This is a genomic window from Gracilibacillus dipsosauri (assembly GCF_003176895.1).
In the GTDB taxonomy this organism is placed as follows: domain Bacteria; phylum Bacillota; class Bacilli; order Bacillales; family Amphibacillaceae; genus Gracilibacillus; species Gracilibacillus dipsosauri.
The window spans coordinates 328597-348837 of the sequence record NZ_QGTD01000005.1 but is presented as its reverse complement, the minus strand read 5'-3'; the positions used below and the strand labels follow the sequence as shown (position 1 = coordinate 348837).

The window sequence follows — 20241 nt, the reverse complement described above, 5'->3', positions numbered from 1 at the left end:
AAAGGGGTGATTCCAATCGAAATTTTTATTATAGCCATCATAGCGTGTATTGTTACTGTCGTTATCTTATTTATACTCGATAAGAAAAAACGTGGTAGTAAAAGTGCTGAGTCAAAGAAAGAAAAAAAGAAAAAATCCTTCTCTTTCGCAAAAACAGTGAAAGAAGAACCAACTACAGAAAATGGTATGTTGGATTACAATGTGTATACCTTTAAATGGCATGAATATCTGCTCATTGCCCTTACAGCTGGTGCCGTACTATTTGTGATTGGATTTATATTCTATCAAAATGTCATTTTAGCATTATTATTCTCTTTCATTGGTTTCTATTATCCAAAAATAAGAAAGAAGAAATTAATTAAAAAACGTAAGGCTGAATTAAGCCGTCAATTCCAACAAGCGCTTTTTTCCTTATCCTCTTCTTTAGTAGCTGGTAGATCGATTGAGAATGCCTTTCGAGAGGTTACAAACGATTTATATTTACTTTACCCTGGTAAGGAAACGCTAATCATAAGGGAATTTGAACAGATTAATAAACTACTGGAAAACAGAGAAACAATTGAAAGTGCTCTAGAGGATTTTAGTAGAAGAGCAGGTGTAGAGGATATTTCGAATTTTACTGATGTTTTCGTTACGTGTAAAAGAACGGGTGGCGATCTTGTCGAGGTAATTCGAAGAACGGCCAATATGATTAATGAGAAGTTTGAAATTCAACAAGAAATTTCCGTAATGGTTGCCCAAAAGCGATTTGAGTCCAATGCATTAGCGGTAGCACCTATCGGAATCGTTGCACTATTAACCTACTCCTCAAAAGATTACATGGAGCCGATGTATCAATGGTCAGAATTTGGACCTATCATTATGACGATTTGTTTAGGCATTCTAGTATTCTCTTTCTGGATTTGCCAACGAATAATGGATATCGAGGTGTAATAAAGAATGGTAATAAGTGCTATATTTTGCTGCCTATCTGTCGGTCTTGTATTAATATTTTTTATCCTAGCAGGTAGTCAATATAAATTGTTTATCGAAGAAAATAAAGCAGATTTCCAATTTTTATTCCTAGCCCCTGCTTCCTTATGCTTGATCGATCGGTTCAAATTAATGGAACGACTGTCATCGAAGATTGCCAATGTACAACAAAGGGTAGCGATTCTTTATTCGGCAGGCAAGAAAGTACCACAATATACAAAGATGTTCATTGCACAAATTGTCTCCGTCATTATGCTGTGCCTAGCAGGTGGAAGTATTTTTGCTGTATTAAACGGTGGTGACAAGCGCTTTGTCGTCTTCGCTATTGTATTAGCGATCCTTATCCCTATTGTCTCGATTAAAAAGCTTGAAGAAAAGATGGATAAACGTAAGCAAGATATCATTATGGAACTACCTGAGTTTGCGAGCAAAATTGCATTACTTGTCAATGCTGGCGAAACCGTCCAACAGGCAATTGTTCGCTGTACGATGATGAAAGCAGACGTCAAACACCCTCTATATACGGAATTGACAGATGCTGTGACGAAAATAAAAAATGGTGACTCGTTTAATGGAGTAATGGAGGATTTCAGTAAGCGATGTGGTGTGCAGGAAGTATCTGTTTTCACTACTACTGTGTTATTAAATTACAAGCGTGGTGGGAATCAACTTGCATTGTCTCTAAGAGAATTATCTCGTGATCTATGGGAAAAGCGAAAAGCCATCTCTAGAAAACGTGGTGAGGAAGCTTCCTCTAAGCTTATCTTCCCGATGGTATTGATTTTTATCGCTGTACTTATTATTGTCGCATATCCGGCTTTACGGATATTTTAATAGACAAACCATCCCTTTAAAGGAGGTGAGATTCGATGAATAAACTTCTAATGAAATTATGGACTGAAGAAGAAGGTTTAGGAACTTTGGAGCTATTATTAATTGTTGCTGTACTTGTAGGAGTTGCTATTTTGTTTGGTAACACGATTGTTGAGTGGGTACAAGATATTATCGAAGGCATTAACCCAACACCACCTTCTGTACCAAGTGGATCTTAATATTTAAATTTTTTATGAAGAAGGGGTACTATTTATGTTCCTTTCCTTTCACAAACATTGGAAGAGTTTTAAGAAAAGCGAAAAAGGGATGTTTACAATTGAGGCATCCCTCATCTTCCCAACGATCTTTATCGTAACACTTGCATTAATACTATTTAGTTTAGTCGTGTATGAAAAGGTAGTTGTTTATGAAAAAGCCCATTTAATTGCAGAGAGGACCTCTTTTACATGGGATAACAGTAAAAAAGATTTTGAAACAGGAGAATTTGCTGAGAATCAATATACAACCATGTCAGGTGGAGATGGATTATATTGGCGAACTAACTACATTGGGCAGCAAATAATTCAGAAATTCCTGAAAACTGGTGGTTTAGGTGGAGCGGCTGGTGCCAAAATGGAACGAGCACGAACAAACGGTAGCGCTATGTTTGCCAGTGGGGATGTTGAAATAGAGGAGCCTAGTAGTGTAGGCTTTGACCGAAGAATCAGAGTTACAGTATCTGGTAATCTAAAGCTGCCGGATTTTGTTGACTTTATTGCAGATGAGGATTTTGCTGTTACGGTTACAGCATCAGTGAAAGATCCAGTAGAACTAATCCGGACAACAGATTTTGTCATTTATTATGGAAAAGAAATTATGGGGTATATTGGAAGTCGATGATTGGTTAGCTTGCTAGGAGGTGGAGAGATGAGAAGATTTTTGTACAAATTAAAACATGATACAAAGGGTGCTGTAACAATCTTTTTTGTATTAATCGTAGCAGCTGTATTCTTCTTTCATGCAGTACTGATTGATTATGCTCGCATCCTAGCAGCTGAACAACAATCAGAATATGCTGTACAAAGTGCAGCTCGATCAGCATTAGCTGGTTATGATAATGACCTTCGAGAATACGGATTGTTCGGTATCGATGGGGCAGCCTATGAGTCTGAATTTGAGGATATTGTAAAAACAAATCTAGAACCAACTTCCAATGATGAGGCTTTTACCTTTATTGATCCTAAGCTAGAGAGTGCTAGTGTAGAATTCTCCAGACCTCTGGCAGATCCTGATATATTAGAGCATCAGATCTTAGAAGAAATGAAATATAAAGCACCAGTTGAGGTAGTAAAAAAATTAATTGAAAAGTTTACCTTTGTTACAAAAGCGATGAAGGAAACGTCAGCTTTTATCGATACAGCTGAGAAAATTCAAGAGGATTTTGAAGAAAGAGAAGAGCATTTAGATAAGGTTGAAAGCATTTTTGAGAAATTGAAATCAGATGTAGCAACCTTCAAAAAGAATTTGACTCATACTCAGTTCAGTACATATCCTAACGTAAACTATTTCACGGATGTGATTCATCATTATAATACATATAGTGGTTCTGCTGATAGAATAGCAGATTTACAAACTGAAATAGATAATAGTAATACGAATAAAAGTACCTTGGAAACCAAATTGAAAAATAAGAAAAAAGAATTAATAGAGCTAGAAGACGATCTAGAGAAGCTAGAAGATGGTAAAAAGCTTGATCCTCCTAAAACGAAAAAGGAGTTAGAGGAAGAAATCGAAGAACTGGAAAAAGAAATTGAAGATATGGAGAAGAGTATTAAATCTAGCGGAGAAACAGTTACTGATAATAAAGAAAAAATAAAAGAAGAAGAAAAAGACAGCAAGACATTTAAAGAGCAAGCAGAAAACAAAGCATCAGAAATGCATACACTTGCAACTCGAATCATAAGTAATCTAGAGGATATTAGTAGTCGAATACAAAAAGCAAAAGATCTTAATGAGGATATTCAAAATACTATTGATGAAGCAAATGCAGATGCGTCTAATGACTATGGAAATGCAGAGGATATTGCTGAAGGACCTCCAGATGGAGCGAGCTCTGTAGATAATTTAGAAGAAGCTATTAGAGAAAATAGTGCAAAATTAGAGGAATATCCTTACGATTCTGCGTTTTTTAATTCTATAAAAGAACCGATTGATAAAGCTATTACACGAATGAAGGACGTTCCAGGTTTATTTGAAGCAATTGAAACAGATATAGATTTATCGAGTAAATCTGCCTTGCAGCAAATAAAAAAAGATGCTTTAGCTGCACTTAATCCAAGTATTGAGGACATTGATTCAGGCTCTGGAACATTAGAAGATGATCGAAAAGAATTTAAAGAAACAGACGAGGCCGTAACAGATCAACAAGAACAACAGGCGGAGGATAGTAATAATCAAGCAGAAGATATGCTGAATGATCTTGCATCAATAGCAGACGATCAGCAAATTTATGAAGAATTAAAGCAATTTGTTAACCAATATAATGCCTATGCCCAAGGATCCGAAGGCGAGATTCAAGAAATTGAAATTGGTGATAATGCAGGAGATAGTGCGGGTAATGCCATGGATATTGTCGATAGTATATTTTCGGGAATTGGAAGTATTTTAAAAAACGCAAGAGATAGAGTGTATGTTAATGAATATATATTATTGCATTTTGAAAGTGCGGTGCCAACAGGTATTCAGAATAAGGCTGATTATCTGTTCGAAAACAGGGAAGTAGAATATATTTTATATGGCCAACATGCTTCAGGAGCCAATTATTCTTTGGCCTTAGGTCAATTATTTGCTATTAGATTCGCATTACGATTTATTGCAGCCTTTGCTGAACCAGTTGTACGTGCTGCTGGTCATCCATTAGCTGTTTTCATTGCTGCTTTATCCTATTCACTTAAAGAATCCATTGTTGATACTGAACAAGTAGCAAAAGGGGAAAGTACACCTATACTAAGTAATAGGTTAACTAGTGAAGATGCTTTGCCGATGTTTTATCATGATTACCTGCGGCTATTCCTTTTTATGAATCCGAGTGGAGATGCACGATTAAGAAGAATTATGGCAGTAATTGAAAAAAACACTGGCGTAAGTCTGATAGATCGTCAAACCTATGTTGAAGGAACAGCAGAGACCTCTGCTAATTTAATATTTGTGCCACAAATTGCAAATACGCTTAATTTAGTTGGTGCACTTGATGGACAGTCAGAAGATGGACGATTTGTATTCAAAAGTGATGCTCATTTCTCTTATTAATTAAAATTTGTTTTACTGATTGTAAGACAAGTTTTGAAATATAAAACACATTAAATAGAACGAAAAGGAGAATGATTATGTCAAAGTTTAAATTAATTACCATTGCATTATTGCTAGGTATTTTATTAATTGGTTGTAGTTCAGATGGCAATAATGAGCAGCAACCTGAAGAAGATGAGGCAACTTCAGAGCGAAGTAATGAAAATTCTGAGGAAGTAAATGATAGTAATGACGAAAATGAAAGTGAGGAATCAGATAGTAAGGAGGTTTCTGCTGATAATAATAGCGATGTTCTGGGATTAGGCGAAACAGGAGTAGTGGAAAGCACAATAGGTAATTACGAAATCACCTTTGAATCATTCCAGGTTTTAAATGATTTAGATGGTAAAAAGCCGAATGATGCAGATGAAGTTTATATTTTGGTTGAAGCGAGAGTGGATAATACAGGTGATCAAGCATTAAATGGAACAGACTTATACACGGCTTCCTTATTTACTGAGGACGAGACTAGGAGTGAGAATGATTTTCATAATGAGTCAATAGAATTTATTGATGGTACGATAGAGCCTGGTAAATCAATGGAAGGACAATTTCTGTTTTCTGTACCAGAATCTAATTCATACGAATTGATTTATAACCATGCATTGGGTGCATTTGCGACAGAATTAACCTGGGAATTCAGTGCAGACGAAGCATCAAATTAATCTTAACGGAGTGGTGGATAAACATTCCATCACTCCATTATCCGTATTTTATTCTTATTTTTGATTATTTCAATATGAAGTAATTAAAGCTGAAAATAAAACACCTTTCTAAAATAATAGAGAAGGAGAGAAGTGAATGATGAAGAACTTAAGGTTAATCATGATAGCTTTACTAATAGCTGTAGTATTAATTGGATGCAACTCTGATGAAGGAACAGAACAAACAGCTAATGAGAATGAGCAAGAAAATAATGAGCCTGTTGAAGAAGTGAATGAAGAGCCAGAGGAAAACGAGAATACAGGTGATATGGAAGAAAATTCGGAAAAAGAAGAGAGTGATGAAGAGTTTTCTCAAGAGTCAAAAGATGGCGTATTGGAGCGTTATCCCGATGATTTAGGAGTAGGAGATACTACAGAATTTGAAAGAAACGATATAACACATGATCACGTAAAACTAACTGTGAATTCATTTGAATTTGTAGAAGAACTAAATGGAGTTAAACCAGAAAACGATAGATTCCTATTAGTCAATATTACTATTGAAAATTTAATAGATGAATATAATTATGAAGCAATGTTTATACAATCACACCTTGAGGATAGTGAAGGTGATTCCGTCCAAAACGAAAGGGAAGAACTAGAGTTAGAATTAACACCAAAAGAAGGTGGAATAAGTACAGGAGATATTGTTTATGATGTAAACGAATCTGATTACTATAGAGTTCATTTCTTTGATGACTATTTCCTACTCTTTAAAGATGAACAATCGAGCGCTGAGTAATATTGGAGGGAGTGATGACTAACGATTTATCATCACTCTGATCCTTTTATTTTCACGTTAAATGACTTCCTCTTATCACTAGTGACTTAACGTAAAAATAAAAGGAAGTCTAATATAGAAACCTTTATTTTATCATGATTTAATCAAGCTTATTAGTATAAGGATATCCTATACTCAGCCGGGAGGTGACAGAATGAAGCGATTTTTACGAAAAGAGGATGGAAGTATAACATTGGAAGCAGCAATTGTGATGCCATTCTTTATCCTTTTCTTAGTATTTCTTATTTATATGATCAAATTCGCTTTAGTAGACATTGCAATTAATCGAGCAACATCGGAAACAGCAAAACAAATCGCTACACAATTGTATCCTGCACAGGTTCTAGTAGATGAGGTGCATACACTGGCACAAGGAAATGAAATATATAGGGAACTTGAAGCTGGTGTTTCAGAGAACTTAGATTTGATTGAGCAGTCCGTAAAAGATAGTCTTGGCGAAGACACCTATAATAGCATCAAAGAAAAAGTAGGACAAACTCTCGATTCAGCAAGTGCAGCTGTACTTAATCCGATTGTTAAGCACTATCTCCAGACCGAGGATGAGATGAACATTGTAGAAGCAGATAATGTCAAGGTTACTACAGCAAAGCTACCAAATGTGTTTGCGAGTGGTGGAGACAAATATGTCGAATTAACCACTCAATATGAGTTAGATTTACCAATTCCCTTTATTGAGAAAACATTCATTATAGAAAAACATGCGAAAGAAAAAGCATGGATCGGATCATAGAAAGGAAATTATCTATATGTCATTACAGTTTTATCTATTAATTCTTTATATTTTGATTGCTTTCATTATGGATGTTCGCTTCAATAAAATTCCTAATTGGTTAACCGTTTCAGGGGTAATTGTCGGGTTGGCTTATCATGTTATTACAGGATTAATTGGTGGTTTGCTTTTCTCATTACTTGGCTTAGTGGTAAGCGTCTTAGTCTTATTATTATTATACCTCTTTAAGGCATTAGCCGCAGGTGATGTCAAACTATTTGCTGGTGTTGGAGCAATTATGGGAATGGAATTTTCTCTATATGGAATTCTTTATTCTATCATTTTTGCCGGTCTAATAAGTCTAATTATTATCATTTTTTTCAAGTTTAGAGTAATAAAGAAGTTTATTTTCTATATTTATCGATGGGTGTTAACAATATTTAAGAAGGAACCAAAGCTTTCCATGGAAGCTTTTCTAGAGCTGAAAATTAAACAATATCCCTTTATGTATGCTGTTGTACCAGGGATAGTGTTGACAATGTATTATTTTTAAAAAAGTATACAAATTGGCTCAACTAGAAATGGAGGAATTTGAATGTCAAAGTTAAAGTGGATTATTATAGCAATCATAGTAGCAGGATTATTAGTAGGGTGTAGTTCGGTTGACGAGGGGGCCAATGTAGATAATACAAAAGAAGTATCATCAGAAAAAAAGAATAACGAAGATTCAAGTACATCTTCAACTGATCAAGAGGATTCCTTATCTACTAGTAATGAAGATATTCTCAAAATAGGGGAGACGGGAAAAGTAGAAAGTAATTTTGGCGATTATGAGATGACCTTACATTCCTTTAAGTTACTAGAGGATTTTCATGGAGAAAAATTAATGAATGATGTTTTTATAGTCGTTGATTTTAGTGTCAAAAACGTAGGAGAGGAACCTTTAAGAGGTGAAGATGTTTATTGGGCCGATCTTTTTGATGACCAAGACCTTTTGCAAGGCAATGAATTTTTCGATTCTGTAAAACAATTACCTGATGAGATTGCTCCTGGAGACACAGCTGAAGGAGAATTCGTATTTGATACAAGTGAATCAGAATTTTATCGGTTAGTCCTTAACTACGGTGCATTAGACAATTTGGCTACTTCCGTAACGTGGGAATTCACCCCTGAGGAGGCAAATTAATAGGCAAGAGAAAAAGAAACTTTCTACAAGTTAGAGAGAGGAGATAATAAATGAATGAAACGATATATGGCTTAACATGTGACTTTGAACAACAAAATGGCCATTTTATGACAATCCATCGAGAAGATCCTTCGATACAAAGTGATGAGCTAGCCAAAATTCAAGTGAACATGATGAGTTCTAATACGATAGATCATGTGTTGCCACTTGAGGTGCAGGAGATAGACTTTAATGTGAAGTTTTATTATGATATTTCCTCGAAAAAAATGCTCTCCCAATATGTAAGAGAAAGATCGTTAACGATGAGTGAACTATATGAGTTGCTTTATCGAATTGGCTCCACTATAGAAGCCAGTAAAGAGTTTATGCTCAACGAACAGCATTTTGTATTAAAAGATAGCTTTATTTTTGTGGAGAATGATGTAAAAGAAGTTTACTTAGCCTATATTCCTTTAAAGCAACTAGATCAGAAGCCTGATTTACATGCAGAATTTAGAGAATTATTTTTCCAATTGGTCGGATATGTGAAATCATTGTCTGGGGATGGGGTTCAACAACTTACGAGCTATTTTAATGGATCCGATTTCCAATTAAAGGATCTCTTGAATAAATTGAATATATTGAGAAAAAACAGTAAACAACTAGTAACACCAGCTCCGACACCTGTCGCAGCTCAACCAAGTGAAATAAAGAAAATTCAATATTCTTCTCCACAAACACCTCGACAAGAGAAAATAGAGAAAAAACCTGAACCGAAAGAAGAGCCTATTCAGAAAAAACCAACCAAGAAAACGCCGGTGAAAAAAGCGGCAGCCAAACAAAAGGAAAAGAAACCAGTAAAAAATCAACAGGAAGAGAAAGAAGGACCAAGTCTCATAGTTATTCTCTGTCTTGGATTCCTTGCTTTCGCTATTATATGGAAGCTTTATACAAGTATACCTAGTGAGGGAATGCTATATATTTGTTCTGGTTTATCCATTGCGGTAGTTGCAGCTGGATATTATTTCTTGGCGGTATATGGAAAAGGGAGTAATGAAGCTGAAGATATAGAAGAAGAAATGGATACAAAGCCCAAACAATCAAAACGTAAGCAAGGTTTTAGTCCAAGAAAAATCGACGAACAGGAACTAGAAGCACCGAAGCCGATGGAACAGCCAATGGCAAGAGCGGTAAATAGTGAAAATTATTTTCAAAATTTACATCAAGAAACTACGCTATTGTCACAACCAGAGGCAACAGCAATGCTAGAAGATCAAGATGAGCAAGTAAGCACTTTAGCCTATTTGGAGATCTCTCGTAATGGGCAAACGGAAAGAATTAACATCACAGGAGATTCATTTATCATCGGTAGAAATCAATCCTCCGTGAGCTATTTTGAAGATACGGTTGGCGTTTCCAGAACACATATTGAAATCAACACAGATGGTACTTCATTTGCAGTAAAGGACCTTGGATCGAAAAATGGAACAAAGTTAAATGGGGAGAAACTAGTAGCCTATAAACCTTATTCCTTAAATGATGGAGATACAATTAAACTTGCAAAAATCTCGTACACCTTCCACAAAGGATAATGCTTATGAGAAAAAGGAAACAAAATTGGTTTTATGGTATCTCCACACATACAGGTTCAGTCCGACAATCAAATGAAGATAATGTCTATATCAACACCATTAGGGATCGTAAAGGAAATGAAATGCTAGTTACCGTTGTAGCAGATGGTATGGGCGGATATGACGCGGGTGATGTCGCTAGTGAAACCATTGTGACAATGATTGATAAATGGTTTCGAAAAAAAGTACCTCCAATGCTAGCATTGCCTTATCCTTTTACGAAAATAGCAAGCGAAATAGACAAATTGTTGCAGAAAGCGAATGCGACGCTTATTTCTGAAGGTGAGAAGCTAGGCAACAAAATGGGAACAACCGCATCTATCCTGTTCTTGTATAAGAATCAATACTTTATCACCCATATTGGGGATAGCAGAATTTATCAAATCTCAGAAAACCCTGAGCAAGAGCAGGAAGAAAACTATCAATTAGTCCAATTAACAGAGGATCATTCTTGGGTAATGGATCAGGTTAAAAAGAATCTCTTAACAGAAGAAGAAGCAGAAAAGCATCCTAAGAAAAACCTATTACTCCAATGTTTGGGAATAACAGAGGATTTTTCTCCTTTTATGACGGAAGGAAGTTTTTCCAAACAGGATACATTCTTTTTATGTAGTGATGGCTTTTATAATATTTATCCGAAACAGGCATTATTAGAAGGCTTTAGGGCTTTGCAAGGATCTGATCAAACCTTTCAGTCATTTGCTGATTGTCTGGTTAAGGATGCGGATCAAAGAGGGGCTACAGATAATATCACGGTATCCATTGTAACGCCAAAATATTAAAAGGAAAGGATGGCGAATTGGTGCCTTTTATTACAGCATACAAAACGGAACAAGGTTTAGCGAAACAGGCAAATCAAGATGCCTTAATGATAAAAACAGCAAGAACAAAAAATGGTCAGGTTGGTTTATTTGTCGTTTGTGATGGTATGGGCGGACTTAGTGAAGGGGAAATAGCAAGTAAAATGCTAGTCGAGGGATTAGCGAACTGGTTCGAACAAACCCTTCCCATTTTACTGCAATCCGATCAGGAGGACATTCCGCTTCACCTAACGAATAAAATTGAACACCTCAATCAGCAGTTAATACAATATGGCGAACAGCACCAGCTAAAAATGGGCTCCACGTTAACGGCAATTTTCATTATTAATCAAAGCTATTATACCTTTCAAGTTGGTGACAGTAGGGCCTATTTATTAAGTGATGATATTTATCAGCTTACAAAGGATCAAACGTTAGTTGCACGAGAAGTGGAACGAGGCATGATTACCTTGGAAGAGGCAAAGTCACATCCGAAGAAGCATGTACTACTTCAGTGTATAGGTATTCAATCAACAATAGAAGTTGTTAAAACGAGTGGACTGCTGACAGGTGGCGAGCTTCTGCTACTCTGTACAGATGGTTTCTATCAAAAACTAACAGAACGAGAGATAAAGGATAGAATAACTACTTATTCTACGTTTTCGAAGGAAAATATGGAGTCTGCCATCATGTCTCTTGTGCAAAATTTGAGAGATCGAGAAGAAACAGATGATATTACAGCAGTTCTTGTCAATATTGTGTGAAAGGAGGGAGAAATTTGTTACAGATAGGCTCAATCGTGGATGGACGTTACGAGATATTAAAGGAAATTGGCCGTGGTGGAATGAGTATCGTCTATTTGGCAATGGATAGTCGATTGAAGAAATCGTTAGTAGTCAAGGATATCCGAAAGAGAAGTAACAGCAATCATGAAATTTTAATCAACAGTCTTGTCATTGAGGCCAATATGTTAAAAAAGTTAGAGCATCCAGCCTTACCGCGAATCTATGACATTATTGAGACCAAAAATGGTATTTATGTTGTGATGGATTACATCGAAGGCGAGTCCTTAAAAGAAAAGCTAGAGCGGGAACATCGCGTATCTGCCGAGGAAGTGGTGGAGTGGGCGAAGCAATTAAGTGATGTATTAGCCTATTTACATAACCGAAAACCCAATCCGATCATTTATCGAGATATGAAGCCAGACAATATTATGCTTACCCCGGATGGAAAGGTGAAACTGATCGATTTCGGGATCGCCAGAGAGTATAAGTCAGAAAGTTCCACAGATACGACGAATTTGGGAACAAAAGCATATGCTGCTCCCGAGCAAATTGCTGGTAAGCAAACAGATAACCGCACCGATATCTACAGTTTAGGTGTTACCCTCTATCATTTAGTGACTGGTAAAAGCTTAAGCGAGCCTCCTTTTGAAATCAGACCAATCCGAACATGGGATTCCACCCTGCCAGAAGGATTGGAATACATTATACAGCGATGTACTCAGGTGGAGCCAGAAGAAAGATATCAGCAAGTAGAGCAATTATATGTCGATTTAATGAATATAGACAAGCTTACCCAAGGCTATAAAAAGTTTTTAGTAAAAAGACTCTCTTATTTTCTAGCACCTACAGTTTTGTTTTTTGTTTTTACAGGAACTGCCGTTTTTGGCTACTCTGGCATGAAGACAGAACAGTATCAGGAATACAAAACTTTATTAGAAAGAGCAAACGAAACCTTTTATGATGATGGGGAAACAGAAGCAGCTTCTAAACTTACAGAGGCAATAAAACTTGATCGAGATAGAGCAGATGCTTATATAAGACTACTAAACTATTATATCAATAGAGATCAAACTGAATTTGGACTTTCCAATATAGAAGGCTATATCGAAGAAGGCTATGGTGGTATCGATAAAAATGATGAGGTATTGTTTCAGGTCGGAATGACATATTTTGATAATTTAAGAGATTACAAGAAAGCGGAGCAATATTTTACAAAGATTGATCAAGAAGAATTACCAGATGCTAAGTATTATGAGATATTAGCAAAAACAATGGGGCAGCTCAATATTGATTATGGAGTGTTTGCCGAAGAATTGGAAAGCTTTGAACAATATAATGACTCCCAAGCTAATAATACGAGAAAAATCGAAAATTATAATGTGCTCGCCAATATTTATCTCTCCTACAAAGGACAGATTGAGGATGCCAATACGAAAGCGATTGACATATTAGAAAAGGCGCAATCAATTGTCGAAATATTAGGCAATCCAGATATTACAACAAGATTCGCGCAAGACTTTGAGCGTAAACTTGCTCAAGCCTTCTATAGTAGAGGTTTATTGTCTAGCAATACAGCGAATGCCCGCGAGGATTTTACAAAAGCAATGGATGCGTATGAAGAGCTCTTGTTGGAAGGCGTGCCAGATCAAGAAGATATCATGATAACGATTGGGAATATTTATGATGATATGGGTGAGGACTCGCTCGCTATTACGCAATATCAAGATACGATTAAGGAATATCCACAATCTGATCATGCCTATTTAAAGCTTATTAATTTATTGATAGATATAGAACAAGGAAAGTCAGAAGGAAAAAGAAATTTCAAGCAGGTAAAACAATACTATCAGCAATTAACGAAGATTGAAAACGTTCGTGATGATAAGGGTCTTGAAAAGCTAAAACGTAGACTTCAAAACATTTCAGTCATTTAGGAGGGGTGATATGGAACTAACGTATCAAATCATGCTATATGGAGGAATTATTGGTGCACTCATCACCCTTCCTATCGCAATTTGGTTATTTATCAAGCTTGATATCCGTCATGTAATAGAAGATTTAATAGGAGTTCGTTTTAGTAGAAAAAAACGAAAACTCGATAACGCAACCTTTCAAATTGGTGATGGAAAGGGCCATACCTCTAGTAGCATCCGCTTAAAAAAGCTTAATCATACAAGTGAAAGTAGTAAAGAAATGAAGATAGAGCCTCAACAACAGCAGCAACATGCCCACACACAAACGGAATTATTAGAGGATGCTGATCAAGAAACTGCTCTGTTGGAGGAAACGACTCTATTAAACGAAACAGCGTTATTAAATGAAACAGAACTAATGGATGAAGAGAAAGATCCATTTTTTGAGATGGATGAAGACATAGTCGTTGTCCATCAAGCATCCGAACATAAGGAGGGAAAAAGGTGAGAAGTAGCAAAAGGAAGAGTAATAGTAAGTGGTATCTTTTATTTTCTATTTTAACATTATCTGTCTTAACTGCATTTATCTTTACTTCTAGTGTCTTTTCTTCGAGTGAATTGAATATGAAAATAGTCTTTGGAAGTGAAACATGGGATTTAAGTGAAGAGAGTTCTTTTGATAAGGAATGGGTAACAAATGACAGTATTTCTTTTAAGGTAGATTTAAGCTCCTATTATAGTAAGCTAGCTGATGGTGAGACGGGTGAACAACCGTTTGATGTAGAGTCAAGTTACAAAAAAGAAGCCATAACTGTTCAAAAAGTAAAAGATGACTCAGGAGTATTTAACGGTATATACAATGTGTCTGTCGATACAAATGCCATAACAGATGGTGAAGTTGATTTTCAATTGAATATTAATGGGACAAACAATTGGGAGATCCCAGCAGATAAAAATCCAATTGAATTTTCTGTGAAAAAGGATACGACTGAACCAGTGATTAATTATTCTGGTATTGATGATCAAGCAGTATACCATGCTTCAAAAACTTTATCTGTCAATATTGTCGAGCAAAACATAGCTAGTAAAAGCATTACATGGAAACATAATGGACAAGCAGTGGAACCATCTATCAATTGGGATGGGAATAAGGCAAAGGTTAGCTTTAAGGAAGATGGAGACTATAGCCTTACCATTAATGCAAAGGATAAAGCAGGTCTCTCTGCCGAAGAAACACTTACCTTTCATATTCATCAGGAAGAACCAGAGTGGAGTGTGAAAACTTCAAGTGGTGACACGGTGAAAAGTGGCTCCGTTCTTCATGCAAGAGAATTTAATTTTACTGTCAAAAATGGTATAGCTATTGATTCTGCTAATTTAGTGATTAAAAAAGCTGGTACTACCATTGACGAAAAGGATATGACAGTAAGTGGTAAAACAGCAACTGTTGATCACACCTTTACCGAAAATGGTCGTTACACCATCGAAGCAAAATTAACGGACAAGCTTGGTGGTAAAGAGCATGCATTACAGACATTTAATGTAACAGTGGACGATGCGAATCCTGAAGTAACGATTACAAATGATGACGGTCAAGATATAGAGGATGATAAAGTCTATCAACAACCATTTTCTGTTTTACTTAACGTACTAGAGCCAAACTTGGATGTGGCGGCAAGTACCATTACAGTTAAGCATGTTTATTTTGACAATGAGGTAAGTATTGATGTGCCATTATCCTACAAAAACGGGAAAGCTACAGCAACCTATAAGGTAGAGGATGAGGGTGAATATACACTATCTGGAACGCTTGTTGATAAAGCGGGAAATGAAATTAAGATAAACAAGACGTTTACACTATTAACAAGTAGTAATCTAGTAAACATAACCGATAAAACCAACCATGGGAGTTTACAAGCCTATTATCAAAACGATATACTTCTTGGCATAAATTTTTGGGATTTTAAACTTGGCGGAGAGTTTTTTACTGTCACGAAAACAGACCCATTAACGGGAGAACAAGAAATCTATTTAAATAGTGATGATTTAAAAGGCGTTGGTTGGTTCTTCTGGATTAATGAGGAATTTGGGGAAGGTCAATATGATTTAAATATTGAAACTCAACATATTAACGGAACTAAGGAAATAATAAATCGTAAGTTTATTATCGATAAAACGGATCCAAAAGTAGTTTTAAATACATCAAATCAAGATATGAAGATTGGCGAAAATCAACATGTTAAATCATCATTTGTGACAAAGCATGGGATTGCAAATATTTTCCCTATAAGTGTTTCGGATGCATACTTAGATGATTATCACGTACAAGTTCAATTTGCTGATAATAACGGTAAGGAAAAGTCATGGGTGTATGATAAACCTAGCGATTGGGAGACTAAAGAAAAAGCAAAGCATTTTACATTAGAGAATAAGCTGTTTGAAAAAGAAGGAAAGTATACGATTTCTGTAAGGGCAACAGATGATGCTGGCCGCTCAACTGAAAAGAGTCGTACCTTTACAATCGATGATACTGCACCTGTAATCAAGCTTTCAGATGTAGATCGTTACAATGACGAAGCATTCACCCAGGAAGTCACGGTAGAGGAACATAATTATCAAGACAACAATGTTAAGATTACGGTGGAAAGAGAAGATAGTGAAGGTGAATATCACCCTTATAAGTCTGATAAATTTGATGAATGGGAAAATACTGGTGTAACATCAAATGCTAAATTCCCTATCGAAGAGGATGGAACTTATCGACTCAGAGTATCTGCAACTGATAAAGCGGGTAACAAAGCGAAAGAAGTGGAAGCTATTTTTACTTTGGATTCTGCACAGCCAGAGTCATTGATTAGTGGTGTCGAAGATGATCACCATTATAGCGATTCTAAGCCAGTTACAGTAAGCGTTAAAGACAACAATATTGATGAAGATCTTACCAATCTAGAAGTGAATAAATGGAGTGAAGAATCTGATCAATTTGAAGCTTTAGGAATTGATACTGAGTTAGTTTTTGATAAGAAAGAAGCGGAATGGAAGTATAAGTTTGAAGAAGAAGGAACTTATCAGATCATTTTAGAAGCAACTGATTTAGCTGGACGTAAAGCGAAAACTCAAGAGGTTGTTTTTACGATTGATGAAACACCACCAGTTGTTTCGGTTGATAGCCTGAAGAATCAGGAGTATTATTCCAAAGCACAAAAGGTAACCTTCAGTGTAGATGAATTGAACTATCAGGAAAATAGCGTAGAATTTGAAGTGTTAAAAGATGGAAAAGACTTCACCGATCAAGTAGAAGGTGATAATGGTTCTAAATGGCGAAACAAAGGGAAGCAATCAAGTCTAATTTATAATTTCGATCAAGATGGTGATTATCAGGTTACGTTTAGTGCGACTGATAAAGCAGGTAATAAGTCTGAAAAGATTCATAAGATCTTTACCATTGACGAGACATTACCTAGTGTTTCGATAAATGGTATTGACAATGGAACACATTACACGGTCAATAAAGAAGTTACACTTGCTGTTAATGATACGAATATCACTGAATATGACTTGAATATAACAAAGGATAGTAAGACTTTAGACGATCTCAGCAAAACTGGATCAGAAAACTTTAATGATAGCATTACCTTTAGTGACGAAGGGGATTATGTTATCACCTTAATAGCTAGTGATGAAGCAAAGAATGAGGCAGTTATGGAAAAAAGTTTCACAATCGACAAAACAAGTCCAGTAATTTCTATCGATCATTCGATGCCTTCATTTGTAAAATGGAGTGATATTAAAGATAAAGACATCACAAAACTAATACCAATTAAATTAACAGAGAAGAATGTGAAGAATAAATCAATAACGATTACAGTAGTGGACAACAATGGTAAGAAAAAAACTTACAATGATAACGAGTCTGGTACGTGGAAAGAAAAACCCGAAGGACATTACCAATATATTTTGAAGAAAGATTTATTTAAGGACGATGGTGACTACACTATCGAAGTTGTAGCTAAAGATAAAGCAAAACAAGAAACAAAAGAAAGTATTTCTTTCACAGTAGACAATACTAAACCTGTTATTACACTAACGGATTTGGCACCATTTAATAAAGAGCACAAAACAGAGGTAGTTACAGTTAACGAACATAATTATTTTAACAATGACGTAACTATCAAAATTTACCGAGAAAATGCACAAGGTAATTTTGTCCCATATAATGATGGATTTGATAATTGGAAGAATAATGGTGAAACTAGCAAGTTAGCATTCCGTTTTGAAAAAGATGGAAAATACAAAGTAGAGGTATCAGCAACAGACAAAGCTGGTAACGAAGCAGATGCTAAAGTCGATATCTTTACAATTGATACGGTGAAGCCTCAGATTTCCATTACCGGTGTTACAGATAATCAGCATTATCGCACTAGCAAAAAAGTAAAAGTAGATGTTGATGATGCCAATGTTAGTCAAAAAAAGACAGAGCTAAAAATCTATAAATTAAATCATTCAACCGGAAAAATGGAAGCATATAACACTGGAAAAGCACCGAGCTTCTCAAGACGTACGATGGATTGGGAGTATAACTTTACTAGTGAAGGCACGTATCGAGTTCAGATTAAATCAACCGATATGGCGGGGAACAAAGGAGAAACTCAAACGAAAGATTTCACGGTGGATAAAACTGCACCAGCCCTTGCGATTAATAATGTGAAGGATGGCCAATATTACAACAATGGAAGAAGCGCTGAATTTACAATTGAAGAAACTAATTTTGCAAGAAATACTGTTCAGTTCCAAGTAACGAAGGATGGACAAGATATCACTAATGCAGTCGAAGGAAATAGAGGAGCATCATGGCGAACTAGTAATTTCTTATCGAAGTTGCGTTATAGCTTCAGCCAAGATGGTGCCTATCATGTGAGAATGAATGCTACAGATGATGCTGGTAATAAAGCAAGAACCGCACAAAAAGGCTTTGTTATTGATTCGAAAAAACCAGTGATTGATATTACAGGGGTAGAGGATGGCGAATATTACAATACAGATGTACCAGTAGGTGTAACGATAAAAGATGTGAACTTTGACTTGAACACAATTCGTGTAACAAGAAATGGACAAAACTATCCGGTAGGTGGTTTTGCGATTACAAATAATCGTTACCAAAATTCCATCGCTAGCTTTGCACATCGTTTCACTCAAGAAGGGGATTACGAGATTTTTGTAGAATCTGTAGATAAAGCAAATAATGGCGATACGGCAACACTATCCTTTACTATTGATAAAACAAAACCAGTCATCACACCAATAATGGGTGGAGATAATAAGGAATTGGTCGATGGATCTTATATAAATCATGTGTTCCAGCCTATTTTCCAACTGGATAACGAGGAAGATAAGATTGTATCTGTTCGTTTGAATAATGGAGGTAATATTGCTGGTAATGTGCCACTAGCTTCTAAAGAAATGAAATATGGTTATGAAGTGGTTGCACAGGATAAAGCTGGAAATGAAACAACATTAAATGTAGGCTTTACTCTTGATACGACGAAGCCTAAATTAAGTATTACAGGTATTATTGAAGGCTTTTTCAATAAGGATATTAGACCACAGGTTGAATACTCAGATAAGCATTTAGATGAGAAGAGAACTTCTGTCACATTAAACGGTGCAGCCTTTAAAAATGGTTTACAGCTAACGGAAGAAAGAGATTATGTGCTAAAAGCATTGATCACCGATTTAGCGGATAATGTTTCCGAAAGAACGATCGTATTTACGATCGATAAGACAGCACCAAAGATCGTTTTTAATGAAGAAATTTCTGGTAAATATCTAAATGATGTCGTCATTCCTGAGTTGCTGATTGATGATATGACTGCATATGATATTATTGCTCTTACTCTAAACGGAGAGCCTTATGAATTAGGTGATCCAATTGAATCCGAAGGAAAACATGTTCTCTACTTCGAGGTAAGAGATCAAGCTGGTAATATTCAGCAATTAACAATTGAATTTATCATTGATCAAACAGAGCCTGAGGTCATATTTGATGGAGCTGAAGAAAACAAAGAATATGTAGAAGCAGTTGATTTATCTATTCAATTAGATAATCCACAAGATAAAATAAAATCCATTACCGTAAATGGTGAAGCATATGATGGAGATGTTAGTGAACAAGATGGCAACGAAGTCGTCCAATACCATTTTTCAGAAATTAATAAATATAATGTAGAAGTTACTGCATACGACGAAGCAGGTAATGAAGTAACGCGAAGCTTACCTTTTGAAATAACAGAAAAAAGTGTATTAACAAAATTCTATGAAAATAAACCACTATTTTCTGTTAGTATCGCAGGAGTCGCTGCATTATTATTAGCAATTCTATTTGCTCTGGTTCGATCTAGAAAAGGAAAGAAAGCAGCAGAGGAATAACGAGAAAAAGATTGTAGAGTATTGATGCTCTACAATCTTTTGTTTTTGTATAATTAGAAAATATCTTGGCCATGTTGCACAAGCCAAGTAAGATCACCAAGATAAACGGTTATATCTTGAAAAACACGCAGTATTCTAGCAACATACCAAACACGCACTACTTTAAAAATTAC

Annotated in this window: 16 protein-coding genes; all 16 read left to right on the top strand. The window is 35.8% G+C overall.

Going from position 1 to position 20241, the window contains the following annotated elements; all coding sequences use genetic code 11:
• The first annotated feature begins 6 nt into the window (after positions 1-6).
• The 16 genes from DLJ74_RS05630 to DLJ74_RS05555 all read left to right on the top strand — a co-directional run bounded on the left by DLJ74_RS05630 (position 7) and on the right by DLJ74_RS05555 (position 20068).
• Complete coding sequence (locus tag DLJ74_RS05630; RefSeq protein ID WP_245902266.1) at positions 7-933, top strand: type II secretion system F family protein; 927 nt, start codon at positions 7-9, stop codon at positions 931-933.
• A gap of 6 nt (positions 934-939) precedes the next feature.
• Entirely contained in the window at positions 940-1806 is an 867-nt protein-coding gene (locus DLJ74_RS05625; protein ID WP_109983691.1) for a type II secretion system F family protein, read from the top strand.
• A 35-nt stretch (positions 1807-1841) separates the two neighbouring features.
• Positions 1842-2024 carry a Flp1 family type IVb pilin gene (locus DLJ74_RS05620; protein WP_054787202.1) on the top strand — a complete coding sequence of 61 codons (183 nt, stop codon included), beginning with the start codon at positions 1842-1844 and terminating at the stop codon, positions 2022-2024.
• 34 nt (positions 2025-2058) lie between these two features.
• A complete protein-coding gene (locus tag DLJ74_RS05615; protein ID WP_109983690.1) occupies positions 2059-2685 on the top strand; it encodes a hypothetical protein in 627 nt (208 codons plus the stop codon).
• A gap of 27 nt (positions 2686-2712) precedes the next feature.
• Positions 2713-5094 carry a DUF5702 domain-containing protein gene (locus tag DLJ74_RS05610; protein WP_109983689.1) on the top strand — a complete coding sequence of 794 codons (2382 nt, stop codon included), beginning with the start codon at positions 2713-2715 and terminating at the stop codon, positions 5092-5094.
• Between the two features lie 77 nt (positions 5095-5171).
• Positions 5172-5798, top strand: coding sequence for a DUF4352 domain-containing protein (locus tag DLJ74_RS05605; protein WP_054859771.1), 627 nt, complete (start codon positions 5172-5174; stop codon positions 5796-5798).
• 136 nt (positions 5799-5934) lie between these two features.
• Complete coding sequence (locus DLJ74_RS05600; protein ID WP_109983687.1) at positions 5935-6579, top strand: DUF4352 domain-containing protein; 645 nt, start codon at positions 5935-5937, stop codon at positions 6577-6579.
• A gap of 193 nt (positions 6580-6772) precedes the next feature.
• Entirely contained in the window at positions 6773-7369 is a 597-nt protein-coding gene (locus DLJ74_RS05595) for a TadE/TadG family type IV pilus assembly protein (RefSeq protein WP_109983686.1), read from the top strand.
• Between the two features lie 16 nt (positions 7370-7385).
• The gene (locus DLJ74_RS05590; protein ID WP_181397439.1) at positions 7386-7901 is read left to right on the top strand and encodes a prepilin peptidase; all 516 of its coding nucleotides are present in this window, start codon (positions 7386-7388) and stop codon (positions 7899-7901) included.
• A 42-nt stretch (positions 7902-7943) separates the two neighbouring features.
• Positions 7944-8534, top strand: a complete 591-nt coding sequence (locus DLJ74_RS05585) for a DUF4352 domain-containing protein (protein WP_054859774.1) — start codon at positions 7944-7946, stop codon at positions 8532-8534.
• Positions 8535-8584: 50 nt separating this feature from the next.
• Positions 8585-10105: a DUF6382 domain-containing protein gene (locus DLJ74_RS05580; protein ID WP_109983684.1), complete on the top strand. Its 1521-nt coding sequence runs from the start codon at positions 8585-8587 to the stop codon at positions 10103-10105.
• Positions 10106-10110: 5 nt separating this feature from the next.
• A complete protein-coding gene (locus tag DLJ74_RS05575) occupies positions 10111-10926 on the top strand; it encodes a PP2C family protein-serine/threonine phosphatase (RefSeq protein WP_181397438.1) in 816 nt (271 codons plus the stop codon).
• 20 nt (positions 10927-10946) lie between these two features.
• On the top strand, positions 10947-11708 hold the full coding sequence (locus DLJ74_RS05570; protein WP_109983682.1) for a PP2C family protein-serine/threonine phosphatase: 762 nt from the start codon (positions 10947-10949) through the stop codon (positions 11706-11708).
• A gap of 14 nt (positions 11709-11722) precedes the next feature.
• Positions 11723-13663, top strand: a complete 1941-nt coding sequence (locus tag DLJ74_RS05565; RefSeq protein ID WP_109983681.1) for a serine/threonine-protein kinase — start codon at positions 11723-11725, stop codon at positions 13661-13663.
• 10 nt (positions 13664-13673) lie between these two features.
• Complete coding sequence (locus tag DLJ74_RS05560; protein WP_109983680.1) at positions 13674-14150, top strand: hypothetical protein; 477 nt, start codon at positions 13674-13676, stop codon at positions 14148-14150.
• Complete coding sequence (locus DLJ74_RS05555) at positions 14147-20068, top strand: Ig-like domain-containing protein (protein WP_109983679.1); 5922 nt, start codon at positions 14147-14149, stop codon at positions 20066-20068. The genes DLJ74_RS05560 and DLJ74_RS05555 overlap by 4 nt, the downstream gene beginning before the upstream one ends.
• Positions 20069-20241 lie beyond the last annotated feature (173 nt).